Source organism: Paenibacillus sp. NRS-1781, assembly GCF_050467745.1.
GTDB classification, from domain to species: Bacteria; Bacillota; Bacilli; order Paenibacillales; family Paenibacillaceae; genus Paenibacillus; species Paenibacillus terrae_A.
On record NZ_JBITPI010000051.1, the window covers coordinates 17,082 to 35,080 of the forward strand.

General features: G+C 50.5%; 16 protein-coding genes. 14 read left to right on the top strand and 2 right to left on the bottom strand.

Going from position 1 to position 17,999, the window contains the following annotated elements; translation table 11 throughout:
* The first annotated feature begins 18 nt into the window (after positions 1-18).
* The 13 genes from ACIFO6_RS19260 (at position 19) to ACIFO6_RS19320 (ending at position 14,151) form a co-directional block, all read left to right on the top strand.
* Positions 19-1,188, top strand: a complete 1,170-nt coding sequence (locus ACIFO6_RS19260; protein ID WP_430042956.1) for an extracellular solute-binding protein — start codon at positions 19-21, stop codon at positions 1,186-1,188.
* 2 nt (positions 1,189-1,190) lie between these two features.
* Positions 1,191-2,033 carry an ABC transporter permease gene (locus ACIFO6_RS19265; protein WP_025683715.1) on the top strand — a complete coding sequence of 281 codons (843 nt, stop codon included), beginning with the start codon at positions 1,191-1,193 and terminating at the stop codon, positions 2,031-2,033.
* A 31-nt stretch (positions 2,034-2,064) separates the two neighbouring features.
* Positions 2,065-3,579, top strand: a complete 1,515-nt coding sequence (locus ACIFO6_RS19270) for a hypothetical protein (RefSeq protein WP_430042958.1) — start codon at positions 2,065-2,067, stop codon at positions 3,577-3,579.
* Positions 3,576-4,043 (top strand): hypothetical protein, encoded by a 468-nt coding sequence (locus tag ACIFO6_RS19275; protein ID WP_430042960.1) that lies wholly within the window; start codon positions 3,576-3,578, stop codon positions 4,041-4,043. The genes ACIFO6_RS19270 and ACIFO6_RS19275 overlap by 4 nt, the downstream gene beginning before the upstream one ends.
* The gene (locus tag ACIFO6_RS19280; RefSeq protein WP_430042962.1) at positions 4,036-5,043 is read left to right on the top strand and encodes a CehA/McbA family metallohydrolase; all 1,008 of its coding nucleotides are present in this window, start codon (positions 4,036-4,038) and stop codon (positions 5,041-5,043) included. Before ACIFO6_RS19275 ends, ACIFO6_RS19280 begins: the two co-directional genes overlap by 8 nt.
* A gap of 38 nt (positions 5,044-5,081) precedes the next feature.
* Positions 5,082-5,798: a GntR family transcriptional regulator gene (locus tag ACIFO6_RS19285; protein ID WP_430042964.1), complete on the top strand. Its 717-nt coding sequence runs from the start codon at positions 5,082-5,084 to the stop codon at positions 5,796-5,798.
* A gap of 144 nt (positions 5,799-5,942) precedes the next feature.
* Positions 5,943-6,590 (top strand): hypothetical protein, encoded by a 648-nt coding sequence (locus ACIFO6_RS19290; RefSeq protein WP_430042966.1) that lies wholly within the window; start codon positions 5,943-5,945, stop codon positions 6,588-6,590.
* Between the two features lie 300 nt (positions 6,591-6,890).
* Complete coding sequence (locus tag ACIFO6_RS19295; RefSeq protein WP_430042968.1) at positions 6,891-8,414, top strand: peptidoglycan DD-metalloendopeptidase family protein; 1,524 nt, start codon at positions 6,891-6,893, stop codon at positions 8,412-8,414.
* Between the two features lie 227 nt (positions 8,415-8,641).
* Positions 8,642-9,373, top strand: coding sequence for a response regulator YycF (yycF, locus tag ACIFO6_RS19300; protein WP_430042969.1), 732 nt, complete (start codon positions 8,642-8,644; stop codon positions 9,371-9,373).
* A gap of 71 nt (positions 9,374-9,444) precedes the next feature.
* On the top strand, positions 9,445-11,199 hold the full coding sequence (gene walK / locus ACIFO6_RS19305; protein ID WP_430043082.1) for a cell wall metabolism sensor histidine kinase WalK: 1,755 nt from the start codon (positions 9,445-9,447) through the stop codon (positions 11,197-11,199).
* Complete coding sequence (locus ACIFO6_RS19310) at positions 11,196-12,539, top strand: YycH family regulatory protein (RefSeq protein ID WP_430042971.1); 1,344 nt, start codon at positions 11,196-11,198, stop codon at positions 12,537-12,539. Before walK ends, ACIFO6_RS19310 begins: the two co-directional genes overlap by 4 nt.
* A gap of 34 nt (positions 12,540-12,573) precedes the next feature.
* A complete protein-coding gene (gene yycI, locus ACIFO6_RS19315; RefSeq protein ID WP_430042974.1) occupies positions 12,574-13,338 on the top strand; it encodes a two-component system regulatory protein YycI in 765 nt (254 codons plus the stop codon).
* A gap of 6 nt (positions 13,339-13,344) precedes the next feature.
* On the top strand, positions 13,345-14,151 hold the full coding sequence (locus ACIFO6_RS19320; RefSeq protein WP_430042976.1) for an MBL fold metallo-hydrolase: 807 nt from the start codon (positions 13,345-13,347) through the stop codon (positions 14,149-14,151).
* On the opposite strand, the gene ACIFO6_RS19325 is transcribed toward ACIFO6_RS19320, so the two are convergent.
* Positions 14,120-14,326 (bottom strand): hypothetical protein, encoded by a 207-nt coding sequence (locus ACIFO6_RS19325; protein WP_430042977.1) that lies wholly within the window; start codon positions 14,324-14,326, stop codon positions 14,120-14,122. The two genes, ACIFO6_RS19320 and ACIFO6_RS19325, sit on opposite strands and share 32 nt — an antisense overlap.
* Before the next feature lie 486 nt (positions 14,327-14,812).
* Here ACIFO6_RS19325 and ACIFO6_RS19330 point away from each other — a divergent pair, with 486 nt between their 5' ends.
* Entirely contained in the window at positions 14,813-16,048 is a 1,236-nt protein-coding gene (locus ACIFO6_RS19330; protein ID WP_430042980.1) for a S1C family serine protease, read from the top strand.
* Between the two features lie 89 nt (positions 16,049-16,137).
* Here ACIFO6_RS19330 and ACIFO6_RS19335 read toward each other — a convergent pair whose 3' ends face one another.
* Positions 16,138-17,859, bottom strand: a complete 1,722-nt coding sequence (locus ACIFO6_RS19335; protein WP_430042982.1) for a cellulase family glycosylhydrolase — start codon at positions 17,857-17,859, stop codon at positions 16,138-16,140.
* Positions 17,860-17,999 lie beyond the last annotated feature (140 nt).

Consider the following 17,999-nt stretch of genomic DNA (forward strand, 5'->3'; position numbering starts at 1 on the left):
TCTAAAGGAGGCAACAATGTGTTTGGGAAAAAGAAGATAGGTCTGATTTTGTCCGGGGTGCTTAGCTTATCGTTGTTGGCTGGATGTGGAACCGGCAGTAATGCCGCTACAGCTACAGGGGAAGCCAAGGATACGAAAGCAGGAGCAGCTACGGGAACGACAGAAATCTCCTTGTACACTGGCGGTTCTTTGAACGTCAAAGAGCTGTGGGAAACGTTAATCAAGGACTTTGAAGCTAAAAATGATCACGTTAAGGTCAAGCTGGTGTATTTGCCAGCGGGAACCGGGGGCGCATCTACGCTGGATCGTCTGATTGCAGCCAAGAAAAGCGGGCAAACCGATACAGATATCGACCTGTACGAAGGCAGCCTGGATGACATCACCAAAGGGGTAGGCGAAAAACTGTGGGAAACGGTAGACACCGCCAAAGTTTCGAACTTGGCGAATGTCGATGAAACGTATCTCAAGCAAGTCAACAATCAGGCCATTCCATATCGGGCATCTTCGGTTGTCCTTGCCTACAACAGTGCAAAAGTGGCGACACCTCCGAAAACAGCGGATGAGCTGTATACGTGGATTCGCCAGCATCCGGGCAAGTTTGCTTATAACGACCCGTCCACAGGTGGATCAGGCAGCTCGTTTGTGAACACGGTTATCTATAATTTCCTTCCTCCAGAAGCGATGAACAGTGATGATCCGGCAAATATGAAGAAATGGGATCAAGGCTTCTCGTTGCTCAAGGAACTGGGTCCTTCGATGTACCAAAAGGGAGTTTATCCGAAAAAGAACCAAGGCACGCTTGATATTTTGGCAAGTGGAGAGGTGGACATGGTTCCGGCCTGGTCCGATATGGCGCTTGAACAACTGGCTAAAGGTCTGCTTCCAGACACGGTGAAGCTGACACAGATCGACCCTGCTTTTACAGGCGGTCCGTCTTATCTGATGGTTCCTTCGCTTTCCTCCAAGAAAGAAGCAACACAGGAATTTCTGAACTACGTGCTGACGCCGGAAGCGCAAACGGTGGTCATCAACAAAATGTACGGCTATCCGGGGATTAAGTGGAATCTGATGCCAAGTGAACTGCAAGAGAAATTCAACAGTGTATCTTCTGGATACCGCAGCTTTAACAGCGGCGAGCTCCAGCAGGAAATCTACAAACGCTGGCAGAGTGAAGTAGCGGGCGGTTAATCATGAGTTCATCGTCCAAAAGGGGGATGCTGGGGCTTGCCCTGGTCATCCCGTCTTTTCTCATTTTGCTGGTTGTCGTCATTATTCCGATTCTCTATGCCGTAAAGGAAAGCCTGATAGATCAGCATGGAACAGGCTACGGGCTGGCGAACTATATCCGCCTCTTTACGGAGCCTGCGATGCGAAAAAACATGATATATACGATCAATGTCACACTGGTCTCGACAGCCCTCACATTGGTCATCAGCTACGCTTTGGCGATTTATCTGCGATTTGGAAAAGGTTTTGTTGTCAAATGGATCGGCCGATTGTATTTTGTCCCGATGTTCGTTCCTGGCGTAATTGCAACCTATGCGATCATTACGATGTACGGCAATCATGGCTGGGCTGCACGCCTTTTGTTGCCGCTGGGTATTGAAACCATTCCGAGGATTATTTACGACTACAAAGGTCTGGTGCTGGCTAATCTGTGGTTTAACATTCCATTCGCCACCATGCTGCTAAGCTCGGCCCTTGCCAGCATTCCAAACGCTGTTGTGGAGAGTGCCAGAGACGCGGGAGCCAGCACGCTGCAACTGTTTGGGCGCTTTATTTTACCCCTTTCCTACAAAACGATGTGGGTTGCGGTGACCTTCATCTTTATGGGGATTATGGGCAGCTTCACAGCTCCGTTCCTGATTGGCGCCAACTCGCCGCAGGTGCTGGGTGTCGCAATGCAGCAGGTATTTTCCAGCTATCAGGAGACGCATACAGCCAGCGCTATGGCAGTGTTTATGTTTTTGCTGTGTTCTTTTATGGGCTACTTTTATATTCGGACAATGGTGAAGGATGCGGATGCGAGCTAGACAGCCGCTATACACTAAGGAGGTTACAGGGATGAACAGCCAAGCAGAGGTGCAGATTACCGGGTTTAGTGGGCGAGTGTGGGAAAGGGACCTGCTGGATTGCGGGTATCGGATTGCCTTACACAAAGCGGAGGTTGAACTCAGTCCGGGGAACGGATTCCGGTTCACGTTTTCCATGCCGGAAGACGGGTTCGCGGAGCTTGATCTGCTCGCCAGATCGGACAGTGACTGGGCTGCGACAGATCGGGAATCCGCCTTCGTGCGCCTCTACCTGAACGAAGCCTATAATCAGGATGTTATTTTGTATTATGGCAGCAGTCAGGGTGTGTACACCCGTTTGTTGGGGTATCTAAAAGAAGGCGATTATGAGGTCTATGCCGAATTTCGAGAACTGGAGTCGGCCCCGCTTGTATCCAGAGCATGGATCGACGGGGTTGAAATGCGCTGTGTGGCCGATTCGTCTCCAAGATCGCTGATTTATCGCCACACCCCACTTTTATATGGTCGCAATCTGGCACATCCCTATGAGAACCGCTTTACGGATACACCGCTTGTTATGTTCTACTCCGTGGAAGAGAATGAGGGGAAAACGGTCATTGAATACCAGATGATGTACAGCCATGAGGATGAAGGAACGCCCGCACCGCTGCTCATGAGCAAATGGGGGAGAACCACCGATATCGAATGGATGTACCGCGTCGAGCTGGATGCCGGGGGCAATGTTCTGGGTGCTGTTTTCCAGGGGGCACATCATATTACGACTGCGTTTTCAGGCAATTATGATCTGGGCGGGCATCCTGTTCTCCAATCCGCAACGACGAATGGAAACTTTAAAGATACCATTTCATCGGACTATCGTTTTATGCTGCCGCCTGCTTTCCAATGGAAGCCAGAGGAAGAGCCGCGTGAGGCGGTCATGAGTCGTTTTCCTTTTGCTTATCAGGTCACTGGATGGGAGATGGAGCGTCAGCAGGAGCTGGAAATGCCGTCCAATGCGTCTTCCATTATGCTTGCCCACCAGCGCAGCTATGTATTTATCCAGACTTCAAAACGCCCCTTACGGGATTCCAGCAGTGAATCGTCTCCAACGTCCAAGCGGGGCTTTAACCGACGCGAGGAAGATGCCTGTGTGGATATCCAGCTTCGCCTTCACGGCTCGGAGGAGTGGCATTCATCGTGCTATCATGATCTGCGACTGGGTGATTTCAGGGCTGCTTATGAGGGTGCAGAGTCACATTTTTCTACCACGGTCAAGTTATCTGGAGAGGCTGTGCTGGAGGATATAGCTGAAATCAGAGCCGTATTGCTGGAGGGCGGTGCGGACAGCATGAAAGTGGCTGGACTGTATGCTTTTACGCTAAACGAGGAAAACCTGCCGCAGTTTCCTGGTATTCGTACGGATCGGGTGATTGAGCTAACGCGGCATCATCCAGCGGGTATTTTATGGGCAGCAGACAAAAACGGAGCGGGTGCTGGCGACCCTACTGTAAATCGTACTGTGAACGATGCTGTGGATGACCCGACAAGCCAGGATGGGGAGTCATGAGCAGGCTACTGTACGTGGAAGGAACGGTCGATAGAACCTGCACCCAGAGCCATATTACGTACTCTTTTCACATCCCACAGCCGACTGACACGATCCGCATTCACTTCTCTTACACCCCCAAGTTATTGGAGGATCAAGAGCAAGCGCGAGAAATTATTGAGGAAAGCATGAGCAAATACGGATACGACGAACCGGGACATTCATCAGATCTGTGGAAGAAGTATATGCCACTGCAAAATTTATTGACGCTGTCTGTCGATGACCCTCTCCGCCACCGGGGAAATGCACACCGTCCCGAGAGGCAGCAGGAGCATTGGCTCGGTTCGTCTGCGGCTTCGCCGGGATTTCTCGCAGGAAATAATCCGGCGGGAATGTGGCGGATTACCGTCAGTCTGCATGCCGTTGTGACCGAGACGCTTGTTTACCAAATTCACGTATTGGGGGAGGGAGCCATATATGCTTAAATGGATTCCGTCTGAGCTTCACACCCATACGCTTCACAGTGACGGAAAGCAAACGCTGGAGGAGCTTGCCCAAAGCGCAGCGGACCTTGGGCTTGAATGCATCGCTATGACGGATCACAATACCCAGTCGGCACTTGTGGATCAGGAACGGGTTCAGCAGCAGTTCGGTGTCCCGATCATTTCAGGGATGGAGTGGACGACCTTTTACGGGCATATGCTGACGCTGGGGGTAGACCGCTTTATTGACTGGCGTGTGTTGGGACCGGATGACATTCATGAGGGAATCCGGCAGGTGCATGAGCAGGGAGGCATTGCAGGGCTTGCCCATCCATTCAGGATCGGAAGTCCGATCTGTACGGGATGCTTTTGGGAATACACCATTCAGGACTGGCATGAGGTCGATTATATTGAGGTCTGGTCAACGCTTATGCCGTCTATTAAGCGGGATAGCCAGCGGGCGTTTGCCATGTGGACGGATTTATTGAATCAGGGGTATCACATCACGGCTGTAAGTGGTCGGGACTGGCATGTATCGAAACCGGATGATGCGCTTCCGGCTGTCACGTATCTGGGTGTTCGTGGTGAAGCAGAAGAGCAGGAGAGCTTAGTTAACCGGGCAGTTGAGGCGATCCGCCTCGGTTCGGTGTCGGTTACGATGGGACCGTTACTGACGATGTCGGCACAAGTTAAGGGCAGTGAAAAGCGATATCACATCGGCGAATGTGTAGAGCTGGCTGTGGAGGATTTACTGTCTGTGACGGTTCAATTGGATGTGGAAACGAGAGCAGCCCATTACACCCTTGAGCCACAGAACCTTCGCCTTCTGCTGACAAGTAGCCATGGAGTATGCTCCGAGACTCAGATCCCTGCTCAATCAGGAGAATATACGTTGTCATTACAAGATCCCGCAGGGAAAGGCTGGGTGCGAGCCGAATTATATGGATATATGGAAGATTGCGTCACGATGATTGCCTTTACAAATCCGATGTATATCACTTGAACTCAGGTCACTATAATAGAAAGGCTGGGCTTTGGACGGTGTCAACAAAACAAGAGAACATTAAGCAGCTTATAGAGGAATATATAGAGGTCAACCAAATTGAGCCGGGCGAGAGGCTGCCTTCGGAAGCTGAACTTTCCCGATTGTTCTGCGTCTCGCGTGCGACGCTACGGGGAGCCGTTCGCCAGTTGGAAACGGAAGGCAAGCTGTTGGTGAAGCACGGGAGTGGTACGTTCGCTACTTGCCCGCTGCCGAGCATTCCAAGCTCGCTGGACCGCCTGTACAGCATCGGGGACATGATCCGTTCGGCAGGGTTGCGGGAGGATGAGCAGTTGGAATCTATCAAGAGGATGACGGTATGTCCCCCTGATATTGCCGAACGAATGAGGTTTTCCGAGAATGAGCCCATGATCGTTCTGGAGCGGACTCGCACAGCCGATGGAGAAGCGGTAGCCCATTCTATCAATTGGATGCCGGAGACATTAGCAGGTTCGATTTTGGACGGCGGGTCTTTTTCGGGTTCGCTTTTTCAAAGTCTGGAACTTAAAGCCGGGGTACGAATTGTTGGTGCGTATTCGGAGCTTACCGTCCCGAATCATGACGATGCCCATATGACGCGTCTGTTGAAGCATCCGCAGGCTACCGTGTTACTGCTCAAGCAGCTTCATTATGATGAGCTGAACAGACAGGTGTTGTATTCACTGGATTATGTCCGCAGCGACATTTTCCATTTTTGGGTGCGCCGTACGCGCTGATTCATGTAAGAATTACATCTACTATCCAATCGTGCTAGTTTTACATATTCCAAGGGTTAAAAATCGTCATATCTCGTCAATACTGATCTATATGCACTTCATGATGATACACATGGCAAGATGCGTATAAGGAGGTAACGGGATATGAGGTGGCTTGGATGGCTGCTTAAAAAAGGAATGACAGTGGTGCTGGTCAGTGCTTTAACGCTGGCGGTAACAGGTGTGGTCGTGAATGCCTATGTTCAATCGCTGCTGCGGCAGTTTAACATTCAGCTGGATCATCAGCCGGTATGGGGATTGGGTTGGCTGAAGGGAAGCTCTGGAACCGATAAAAGTACAGATACGGGGAAAAACAAAGCTACGGGCGGTGGTTCGGAAAGTGTAACACCGCCTGATGATGCTTTATCCGTCATGGGACAGGGCTTAGCTGAGAGTGGGAGCGGCGCAAAAGGCACGGGTACCAGTGGGGCAACGAATGGAAAAACCCCGCAGAATGGCGGTTCTTCGTCGACTGGTGCGTCACGGAACGCTACACCTGAAACGAGTATTGAAGGTCATGGGCTGGTCATCACGCCCGATCATTTGACGGAAAAGAAGAACAGCTTACCCGCCGAGCAGAAGCAGGAAATTTTTGCGATTCTAATGAATAAATTGCCGCCTGAGGAAATGCAGAAAATATCTGCCGCGATGGAAGGTGGCCTGACCGAGCAGGAGCTGCAGGATATCCAGCAGGTGCTTGCGAAGTATCTAACGAAAGAAGAGTATAACAAGCTGATGGGTATGCTTAAATAGTAACGATTCGATTATGGGGAATGCTCATGCTCACAACAGAATATTGGAATCCGCGCCGGGCGCGGATTTTTTTGCGTGTCAGGAAGGAATTGGAGTGGAGTTGAATTCTTTGTAAAGGCTATGTTAAAGTAAGACAGTGTCGTGAAAAGGTTAAAATTTTGAAACCTTTTACGCAACTATGCAATGCTAGATAGCGACTAATATCATAGATACTTGTAAATACAGGCTGGAATCATAGCGAGAAAAACCAATAACGAACGCATTTATATAGAGATAAGATATGCTGAAAAGGAGAGAATCATGGAGGTTTTTAAGGGGAAGCATTCACCAGACAGCAGGAAAGAAGATTCGAGCGTTGAACACAAGCCTGCTGGAGCAGCAGGGAAAATAGCAATGTGGTGGAACGGACGGAGAAAATGGTTGAGCTGGACCGCAGGCGGTGTGGTGATTGCAGGCAGTCTTATTTTTGCTGGAAATCAATATGTCGGGGCGAATACGGTTCCTTATTATAAAGTGTATGTAAAGGGTGTTGAGGTTGGAAGTATTCTCAATGAGCAACAGCTAAAGCAACTGTATGCAACGAAGAACAAGCAATATAAGGACAAGTATCCCGGTGTGGACATGGTGCTCAATACAAGTGCGGTAACGACAGGCATTGAAAAGGCGTATAAAGTGGATATTGATAGCGGAGCAACACTGAAGAAGCTGGACGGGATGCTCACCGCGTATGCCAAAGGAGTAGAAGTGAAGGTCAACGACCAGACGGTCGGTATTGTAAAGGATAAAGCAACTGCACAGGCTGCTTTGAAGCAAGTGCAGAAGAAATACACACCTGCGGGTGAAGGCACGGCTACAGGCATCAAGGGACTGGTCCGCAAAACATCCGTGGGCAGCAGTCATGCAAATGCCAGTAGCAAAGCCCCTAAAGCATGGCTGGAGTCTGCTAGTATTCGTGAGAAAATTGCATATGAGCCTGTAAAAGCGGACCCGAATAAGGTGCTGACAGAGGCAGAAGCGGTTAAAGCACTGACTGAGGCGCGTGAGGCACCTGTAACGTATACGGTACAGGAAGGCGATTCCTTGTCGTCGATTGCGAATAAATTTAATATGACCGCTTGGGAGATTAAGCAGAACAACCCCGGCTCGCGTGAGCTGTATCTGCAAATCGGGGATGAATTGAAGCTTACCGCTCCAAAGGCTCCGGTTACGGTCCAGACGGTGGAAAAGGTCGTCGAGCAGATTGCCATTGAGCCTGAGATTGAGGTTCGCCAAAGTGACGAGCTGAAAGCAGGAGTTACCAAGGTTGTCAGACCTGGACAGGCAGGCTTGAAGGAAATGGATTACCGTCTGACCAAGGAGAACGGCGAGGTCGTGCAAGAGGAATGGCTCGGTCAAAAGGTGTTGCAGCCGTCTGTTTCCGAGGTGGTGTTGAAAGGAACAAAGGTCGTAGGCGAAGGATCGGGAGAGTTCGCTTGGCCGGTGTCTGGCGCAGCGATGTCGAGCAGCTTTGGCGCACGCTGGGGACGTATGCATGAGGGTGTCGATTTGGTTGGCAGTCCTGACATCCGCGCATCGGATGAAGGTGTAGTTACATTTGCAGGTCAGCAGAATGGCTACGGCAATGTCATTATGATTGACCATGGTAATGGCTACCAGACAGTATATGGGCATTTGAGCAGCATTGGCGTTCATGTGGGACAGGTGGTTCAGCAAGGCGAGTCGATCGGAGTTATGGGGAACACAGGACGCTCGACAGGAACACATCTACATTTTGAAATTCGTAAAGACAATACGCCACGCAATCCAATGACGTATTTAAGATAGAAGGATCGTTTATAACGCTGGATGATGATTGGTGAGGATACGGGGAAGGCCATGTTTTTCTGCATGCTTAACAGTGGGTGCAGACATGGCTTTTTTTGTGCAAGAAAAAGGGGCTGGACAAGTAATGGAATGGCGTGCGGGTATGGTAGAATAGAATAAGCAGCTTATGGACACTGACAAACGAAAGTTAATATATAACATGATCCGTAGGAAGAGGTGAGCGCTGTATGCAGGGAACGATTCTGGTGGTGGATGATGAACAGCCTATCGCTGATATTTTGAAATTTAATTTGGAAAAAGAGGGCTATCAGGTGATTTGCGCCTTCGATGGAATCAGCGCGGTGGATATCGCAGTCAAGCAGCAGCCTGACCTGATCTTGCTGGACCTGATGCTGCCGGGGATGGACGGCATGGACGTGTGCCGCGAGGTGCGCGGGCATCAGCTCCAGACGCCGATTATTATGCTGACTGCCAAGGACGGGGAAATTGACAAGGTGCTGGGGCTGGAGCTGGGCGCAGATGATTATGTGACGAAGCCGTTCAGCACACGGGAATTGCTGGCGCGGGTGAAGGCACAGATGCGCAGACAGCAGCGCGGCGGGGTAGGCACGTCGGAAAGCCGCTCGCAGGAAGAGAAGCAGGGGCTGCGCGTGGCTGACCTCTTTTTTGATACGGATATGTATACAGCTTACAAAAACGGTACACCGCTCGATTTGACGCACCGGGAGTATGAGCTTCTGTATTATATGGCGAAAAATGCCGGGAAGGTCATGACAAGGGAGCATTTGCTCCAGGCGGTGTGGGGCTTCGAATACTACGGGGATGTGCGGACGGTGGATGTGACGATCCGGCGGCTGCGCGAGAAGATTGAGGAAAACCCGAGCAAGCCGGAGACGATCCTGACGCGTCGTGGACTCGGATACATTATTAGCGGGGGCAAGGGTGGCCTGCGGGCATGAGATGGCTGTCTTTCTTTCGCACGATTCATGCGAAGCTGATCATTATTTATGTGCTGTTGATTTTAGTGTCGATGCAGCTGATCGGGGTCTATTTTGTCAGCTCCATGAAGAACTCTTTGACGAGCAACTTTACACAGGACTTGCAGGCGCGGGCGGAAATGCTGTCTGTGCTGGCAGAGCAGGATCTGAACGGCAGTGACGGTAAAATGGAGGAAGACAGCGTGGAAAGTCTGCGCGCACGTGTGAATAATCTGTTTGATTTTAGCGGCGCAGAAATTCAGGTATTGGATGCCAGCGGCAAGGTGCTGATTACTTCTCAAGGCTCACACGCCGATTATGTCGGACGCAAAAATACGCAGACGGTGGTCAGCCGTGCACTCCAGGGTATCCGTGACAATGAGGAGTACATGGTGGACGAGGATAATGTCCGCAAGAAGGTCGTCGCCAAGCCCGTCATCAGCCAAGGCAAGATTGTCGGTGCGGTGTATATCGCCGCCTCGATGACGGAGCTGTACGATACGATGAAGCGCATTAACAATGTGTTTCTCTCGGGTATGCTGATTGCGCTGGCGTTGACGGCTGTGTTGGGCGTGGTGCTGGCGCATACGATTACACACCCGATCAAGGTGATGACGCGTCATGCGACAGAGGTTGCCGAGGGCAAATTCGACCAGCAGATGCCTGTGTTTGGCGACGATGAGATCGGCAGGCTCAGTGTGGCCTTTAACTATATGACAGGCCGCTTGCGCGAGGCGTTGTCACAAAATGAAGAGGAGAAGGAAAAGCTCTCCTCCATCTTGACCAATATGAGCGACGGTGTGGTCGCTACAGATGACAATGGCCGGGTTATTCTGGTCAACCGCCGGGCCAGTGCGATGCTGGGCGTGAACGAGAACGAAATGGCCGGCAGACATATCGCGGTGCTGCTCGGGATCGACCCGGAGGAAACCGAGGCCCTCTACAGCGGATCTTCGGCTTCCACGCTGCTGCAACTGGAGCCAGCGGGTCAGGACGAGCCAATCGTCATCCGCGTGACGTTCACGCCGATTCATCGGCGGGAATTTGGCATTACGGGGACGATTGCCGTGCTCCAGGACGTGACGGAGCAGGAGGAAATGGAGACGACACGTCGGGAGTTCGTAGCGAATGTATCGCATGAGCTGCGTACTCCGTTGACGACGATCCGCAGCTATGCCGAAGCGCTGGATGATGGCGCAATGGGTGAACCGCAGCTCGCGGAGCGTTTCGTAGGTGTGATCCGCAACGAGACGGAGCGTATGATCCGGTTAGTCACGGATTTGCTGCATCTGTCGCGGCTGGATTCCAATGAAGCGCCCTTGCGGATGCAGCCTACTGATGTGATAGAAATGCTGGACGAAGTCGCGGATCGGTTTTCTTTTCAAATGAAGCAAAAGCATATCCGGTCTGGAATGTTCGTGGAGCAGGGGATCGGCAAGGTCGTGATTGACCGGGATCAAATTGAGCAGGTGTTGGACAATCTGATGTCCAATGCTTTGAAATATACACCGGAGGGCGGAAATATTCGGATTGAAGCCCGCCGCAATAGTGAGGGAATGCTGTCTATTTCGGTACAGGATACCGGAATAGGGATTCCCAAAAAGGATTTGGATCGGATATTTGAACGGTTTTACCGTGTGGATAAGGCCAGATCGCGCAATATGGGCGGTACGGGACTAGGGCTGTCGATTGCCCGGGAAATTGTAAAGGCGCATGGAGGCCAGATTTTTCTGGAGTCAGAATATGGTCAAGGGACCTGTACGACCTTTACGCTCCCCATGTTGGGTGAAGGGAGGGAAGCACAGTGAAGGAACGTTTGAAATCATGGGCGCTTATTTTCCTGGTTGCTTCCAGCCTCGTACAGAGTTATTTTCTGATTTACCGTCTTCCAGGCAGTGATTCTGTACTTACCTCGGAGACGAACTATGTCAAAACCGAGAGTATGGGACAGGAGAAAAAGATTGAAAAGCTCGTGTTTCCTGATAAAATGCTGATTCACCAAGGGCAAAACAAGCATACCGTTTTTTATCCGGGCGTTGCGTTCTATGATTTGATTTTTACACGGCTGGAAAGCCGGAGCTTTAACAGCTTTCAACGTCGGAGTATCCAGTCGGCAGATTGGGCGCGGATTCGCAGCGAGAATGAGGGCATGGAATTATCCTTTTCAGGCGGTGTCCCGGTCTCATTACTGGAGCGAGTTATGCGTCTGACGCCGGATTCCGTGTTTCAGGGAGAGACGATTAATCGTATCTGGATCTATATAGATGAGAAAAATGCCAAGCCGCACGCCCTCTTTTTCAGTGCCAGAGGCGATGTGGTGTATGAGGCGAATCAGTTTGATATGACGATGGAGGATATCCGGCAGCATGTGAATTTCGGTAAAAATGCCCCGTTGTACGAGCTGGTGGATAATCAGTATTACATTCCGGCAGATGATCTGGAGACGGTTCAGCCGGTGGTATATGCCGGGCTATTCACGACTGAGCAGATGCAACGGAATTTGTTTTTCGATCCGGGGATTACGCGAAATATTCAGGAGAAGGACGGTTCCCAAATTTATACGGACAGCAAGCGCAGTCTGCAAATTAAGCAGGAGCAGCGTTGGATGAGCTATACCGATCCGAGTGCGCCGGGGGCGGGCGGAAGCAGTTCGGTGAGGGATGTACTGGCGGCGGTTGATTTTGTGAATCAGCATGGCGGTTGGGATGCTTCGTATCAGTTGAAAATGAGAAGCAGCGACGAGAACCGTACCAATGTGCTGTTCCAGCAGTATTACGGATCTTATCCGGTGCTGGATACGCCATCCTTTCGGTTTGGCACGATTTTGTTGGAAATCCAGCAGGAAACGGCATCCGTTTATGATCGTTCGCTGTTGTACCTCAAGGGCGGCGAGCCATCCTCGAAGAAGGTTATGCTTCCGGGTGGCGAAACCTTGAAGAAGCAGCTCGAAGCTGTAGCTAAAGGGAAAACGATTAGAGATCTGACCCCTGTATATCAGCCGGAGCTGATCAATGATGGGTTAAAGCTCGTTCCCGAGTGGCGGGTTACGTTGGGCGACGGTTCTGTGGCAGAGATTCACGCTGTGGCAGTGACGGCGACAACGGCGAGTACACCGCAAGCGCAGCAGGCTCAGGTGGTAAAGAAGTGACCATATAGGCTTATGACAGAAGGGGGGAACGGGAATGGATTGGAGTCGCGCCAAAAACGTACTGATCTGCACGTTTTTGCTGCTCAATATAGTACTGGGGCGCCAGTTGTGGAGTGATGCGCAGGAAACGGCAGGGCCGAATCTGGATTTTACTTCGCTGGATGAAAATACGCAGCGTTCAATGGAAGAGAAGAGCATTCAGGTGCTGGCTCCGATTCCCGGGGATACTCCCCAGTTGCCGAAGCTGTCTTACACTTATGTTCATGGCGGGGAAAAGGATGTGCGTGTGAAGCTACCGGAGCCTGTAGACAGCAAGCTGGTATTCACCCACGATGCGCTGGTTGAGGCATTGCAGCCGCAAATCAGGGACATAGACAACTACCAGTATGATCCGCTGGATGTTCAGGAGGAGCTTGCATCCGGACAGGCAGATGCTTTTGTGCTACACCCGTTGGTACAGGGAAAGTGGCCTTTATTTAATGTGAAGCTGGCCCTGTTTTACAGTAACCAAAAAATTATCGGATATCGCAAAATCCAGGTCGATCTCCAGCCCTCGGATGAAGCGAAGAAAATGCTGCCCGCATCCAAGGCGCTGGCACGGTTGATTGACAGTTATTTGCCGCGTGATGCGATTGTGAAGGATATCCGGCTGGGCTATTATGGACAGACCTTTAACTCGGATAGCCAGGTGGCTGCACCTGTATGGCGGTTTATGCTGGATAACGGGCAAGGCGTGTATTACGTGCAGATGAACGGAGATGTCATTAGTCCAAAGACAGAACAAACAGAAGGGTCTTGAACAGATATGGGGATTTCATTTACCGTGCTGTCGAGCGGTTCGACCGGCAACGCCACCGTTGTCCGGAACGAAGACACGACATTACTCATCGACGCAGGTCTCAGCGCGAAGCGTATTGATGAATTGCTGAAGGAACGCGATCTGAGCGGAGAAGAGTTGGATGGTATTTTGGTCACACATGAGCATTCCGATCATGTTAAAGGACTAGGCGCCATGGCGCGTAAATATAATTTACCTGTGTATGCGAATGAGAAGACGTGGTTTGCCATCAGCAATGCTGTCGGGCAGATCGCGGACGATAACCGCAGAATATTGGAGACAGGCGCAACACGCGAATTTGAATCGTTGCGTGTAGAGTCTTTTGGTATATCACATGATGCGGCTGAGCCAGTAGGGTATAGCTTTTACGATGGGGCAGAGAAGCTCAGTGTAGCGACCGATCTTGGCTATGTCAGCGACAAGGTGAAGCAGGCGATTTCCGAAGCAGATGTATTGGTGCTGGAGTCTAATCATGATGTGGAAATGCTGCGCATGGGGCGTTATCCATGGAACATCAAGCGCCGTATTCTCAGTGATATCGGTCACTTATCCAATGAGATGGCGGGTGCGATTCTGAGCGAGCTGCTGACGGGACGGACGAAGCGAACGTATTTGGCGCATTTGAGCCGCGACCACAATATGATGGAGCTGGCAAAGCTGACCGTGCGCGGGGCGATGGAGGACCGCGGCTGCTTTTACAAGGATAGTGAGTTCCGATTGTGCGATACGTATTATGATCGTCCTACACCGTGGGATAAGGTGAGTGAGCCATAAAGCTGTCCAGCTCGGCGGCTTTGCGTTCAACCTCTTCGCGGGTCACAATGCCTTTGTCCACCAGTAGCTCAATGAGTGTACTTAACGCCAGCGTGTTGCGGTAATGCTCGTCTTTCAGATCCGCAAGCTTGGCAGCCATACGAACTTCATCCATAGCTGAGCGATGTTGATTCATCATATATTCCTCCTGTTAAAATATTTTAAAAATGGCGTGTGATCGGCTTGGTTTTGCCGGGTGCTGTGATACAATAAAGCTAACAACTGAAAGCTTTCTGAAAGAAAGCTTGTATCAGAAAGCATAAGCTGTTACAAGCGAACGGGAACAGGCCAGAACGTCTCTATGAGACGATCATTTTGTAATAGAATAGAAGACTTGTTACTATTGTAGTCAATTGGTTTGGAAATCATTCCTCCTTTTTCCTCTATTCGGAGTGGATTGCGGCGTGTATGCTGGTTAATGAGATCAGTATGCTTAGGGAGGCCCCATTTGTGGTGATTAATAAGTAGGCTGAAATGATCTGCTGTTTCGGTCATGGGGGATATTCAATCCATTTTGGCGTTCAAACGGAGCGAGTCTCTGTAGCATAGGTTGGCGCAAGCCCGAATAGCCCTATTTTTTTAGTGAGTGTCGGTGCATGACAACGAAGGGGAGAGGATGAACATGGGCTTGTTTGATGACGATTTTTATTCAACGAGGGTATCTACGCGTGCGGCCAAAAAAAAGGCATTCAAGGCACGTCGCCGAGGACAGGAACGTTGGCCGTACAGGCGTCGAAGCGTGAGTCCGGTGCAGGCTGCTGTCATTAGCGGTGCAGTCAGTGCGGTGGTTGCGGTGCTGCTGTTCAGCTTTATTACAGGTCTGCCCTCCACGACAGCAGTAACCGGAGCAAGTCATTATCCCATGCGCCAGGCGGCGGGTGACCCGTATGACCGGATTGTGCAGGCGGCAGCCAAGGTGCGTCCGGCGGTCGTCAGCATTGTGAACCTGAAAGGGGAAGGCGGACGTAGCACGGAGCCGTCGGCGCTTGGATCGGGTGTTATTTTCCGGATAGCTTCCGGCAAAGCCTTCATTATGACTAACAACCATGTGATTGAAGGCTCGGATGATCTGGAGATTGTAACTGTGGATGGTGTCAAAAAAGAGGCGAAGCTGATCGGCAAGGATCGCATTAGCGATATCGCAGTGCTGGCGGTAGACGATAAGGGCATTAGCACGATAGCAGACATCGGTGATTCCAGTAAGCTTCTTCTGGGCGAGACTGTGATTGCCATTGGTAATCCGCTCGGCTTGGGCGATACGCTCACCTCCGGTATTGTGAGCTATCCGAATCGGATTATTCCCATTTCCATTAATCAGGACGGCGTATATGACTGGGAACAGCATGTTATCCAGACCGATGCAGCAATTAATGAAGGAAACAGCGGCGGTGCGCTGGTCGATCTGGACGGACGTGTGATCGGCATCAATACGATGAAAATTGCCGATACCGGTGTGGAAGGACTCGGCTTCGCGATTCCGGCCAATGAGGTCATGAAGACGGTGAATGAACTGGTTGAGGACGGCAAGATTACCCGCCCTTATCTGGGGGTATACACGGTTGACCTCAATAATGAGTATGCTCCGCTGGATGAAACACAGCGCAAGGAACTCAAGCTGCCTGACACCGTAAAGGACGGGGCGGTTGTTCTGGAGGCACACGGCCCTGCCAAGGAGGCAGGCTTGAAGCTGAACGATGTCATTACCGCGTTCGATAGTGAACCGATCAACTCGACGCTTGATTTGCGACGCTACTTGTACGATAACAAGAAAATTGGCGACGAGCTGAAGGTTACCTTTTACAGGGCAGGCAAGGAAGAATCCGTGACGTTGAAATTAACGGATAAGCCGGAAGGCTAAGTTTTAATGGTTAGGCATAACTATAAAAAAAGGCGTTCTCCGGATCATTTTCCGGGAGCGCCTTTTTAGTTTCGCGGTTGTATTGTAGGTTAGGATGCCGTTCCCGTCACACGGGTTCCGCTCTTGGTAATTTTGTAGGTTACCACATCGCCGCTCCAGAAATGGAACTTCAGCGTGACTTCACCATCCTTCACACTGTTAAAAAATTCAGGCAGCAGCTTGATGCCATTCGCATCATACGCAGGGGCAAAGGTATTGCCAAATTCCTTATACGGTGTCCAATCCTGCGGACCGGCATTGCCGCCATTGCTATAAACAGCTTCCATGGTGGCAAGCTGGCTGCCACGGAAGTCCGTTGGAATGGTAAAGGTTTGCGTAGTACCCTCGGTTGCGCTTAATTTTGGTGTATCATACACGACGACTTTAAAATTCCAGTCTGCCCCCTTGTTGAACTTGGCGTTAATGACTGCATTCTCACCATATTTACCGGAGGTGGTTAGGCTGGTAAGCAAGCTGGCCTTCAAGGTTAGTGTATCTCCGCTCAGTGTGTAGTCGGTGCCCTGTTTCAGTTGCTTGTTGTTGGCGCTTAGTGTGCTCAACTGATTGCCGTTCAGGTTTAAAGTGACCGTGGCATCCTGAACGGAGGTGCCTTTCTTCAAGTGAATGAGGTCACTGACTGCATTGGAGGATCGTCCTTTTAAGCTGGATTTCATGACATTAAAGAGCTCAGGATCGGACCACTTGTATGTTGTGCGGTTGAAATGCTGGCCATTATCCCAGAGGATGCCTGTTAATTTTTTCTCTTTCATATAATAAGTCAGGTATTCAAAGAATTTCAGCTTTTCGCCTTGTTCGATAACACCTGTATTTTTATCGAAGCCGAGCAGACCGTATTCGCCGACAATGACCGGAATACCTCTAGCCACAAATGTGTTATAGGCGTTATCAAAGGTTTGAATAATATCGTTTTTGGTATCCTTCTCAAATGTAGTATAGCCCGCAATATTTACACTGAAAGCCCAATAGCCGTAATAGTGAATGGTTGCAATTAGGTTGGGATCGTTCAGCCTGGTTATGGTGTTGTACAGCTCGTTGATTTTGTTTTGGGCAGGTGAAGTATCCAAGCCGGGCAGAACAAGTGGGCGTGTTGCATTATTACCGCCAGAGGCGCGGACGATTTTGTGGAAGGAAACATTCAGTTCTTGGAGCATCTGGTTCATTTTCGCTTCATCCGTCGTTCCTCCTTCGGAGAAACGAGGTTCGTTAATGCTCTCGAACATCAGCTTGTTCGGCTGATCTTTAAAGCGATTGGCAATTTGTGTCCAAAGTGAGTTATAACGAGCCAGCACTTCATCATGCTTGGGCTCCATACTGCTTACCCATGACCATGAATCATGATGGACATTGAGCATGACGTACAGATTGGCATCCAGTGCCCAGCGGACGACTTCTTCTACACGGTTCATGTAGGCAGTGTCAACGGTGTAATTCGGTGCAGCTCCAATGTGTTTTTCCCAGGTGACGGGAATACGAATGCTTTTGTATCCTTGGGCAGCAATTTGCTGGATCAGTGCCTGAGTAATGCGTGGATTGCCCCAGGCAGTCTCATCTGCCCCGACAGCATCCAGGGAATTTCCTAAATTCCATCCGGGCTGCATGGCTTCGACATACGATTGCATACTGCTGGCGGCGGTGGCTTGTGGTGCTTGTCCTTCAGATTCAGCAGCGGCGGCAACGGACGCGAACGTGGATAATAACAGGATGATGGCAAGCGTCAACGACAGCAATGAAACGGGTCTTCGTTTGAACATACAGGCAGGCCCCTTTACAGAGTTATTTTGAAAGCGCTTTCCATTGAGATATTACCATACTATTCCATTATAGAGTACCTATATAATTAGTGGGAAAATCATGTGATAATTCGTTATTTTGTGATTCTCGATTTTGAAAA

Coding starts and splice junctions, on each gene's coding strand:
- ACIFO6_RS19265 (WP_025683715.1), top strand. CDS start 1,191: ATGAGTTCATCGTCCAAAAGGGGGATGCTGGGGCTTGCCCTGGTCATC.
- ACIFO6_RS19270 (WP_430042958.1), top strand. CDS start 2,065: ATGAACAGCCAAGCAGAGGTGCAGATTACCGGGTTTAGTGGGCGAGTG.
- ACIFO6_RS19275 (WP_430042960.1), top strand. CDS start 3,576: ATGAGCAGGCTACTGTACGTGGAAGGAACGGTCGATAGAACCTGCACC.
- ACIFO6_RS19280 (WP_430042962.1), top strand. CDS start 4,036: ATGCTTAAATGGATTCCGTCTGAGCTTCACACCCATACGCTTCACAGT.
- ACIFO6_RS19290 (WP_430042966.1), top strand. CDS start 5,943: ATGAGGTGGCTTGGATGGCTGCTTAAAAAAGGAATGACAGTGGTGCTG.
- ACIFO6_RS19295 (WP_430042968.1), top strand. CDS start 6,891: ATGGAGGTTTTTAAGGGGAAGCATTCACCAGACAGCAGGAAAGAAGAT.
- yycF (WP_430042969.1), top strand. CDS start 8,642: ATGCAGGGAACGATTCTGGTGGTGGATGATGAACAGCCTATCGCTGAT.
- walK (WP_430043082.1), top strand. CDS start 9,445: ATGCAGCTGATCGGGGTCTATTTTGTCAGCTCCATGAAGAACTCTTTG.
- yycI (WP_430042974.1), top strand. CDS start 12,574: ATGGATTGGAGTCGCGCCAAAAACGTACTGATCTGCACGTTTTTGCTG.
- ACIFO6_RS19320 (WP_430042976.1), top strand. CDS start 13,345: ATGGGGATTTCATTTACCGTGCTGTCGAGCGGTTCGACCGGCAACGCC.
- ACIFO6_RS19325 (WP_430042977.1), bottom strand. CDS start 14,326: ATGAATCAACATCGCTCAGCTATGGATGAAGTTCGTATGGCTGCCAAG.
- ACIFO6_RS19330 (WP_430042980.1), top strand. CDS start 14,813: ATGGGCTTGTTTGATGACGATTTTTATTCAACGAGGGTATCTACGCGT.
- ACIFO6_RS19335 (WP_430042982.1), bottom strand. CDS start 17,859: ATGTTCAAACGAAGACCCGTTTCATTGCTGTCGTTGACGCTTGCCATC.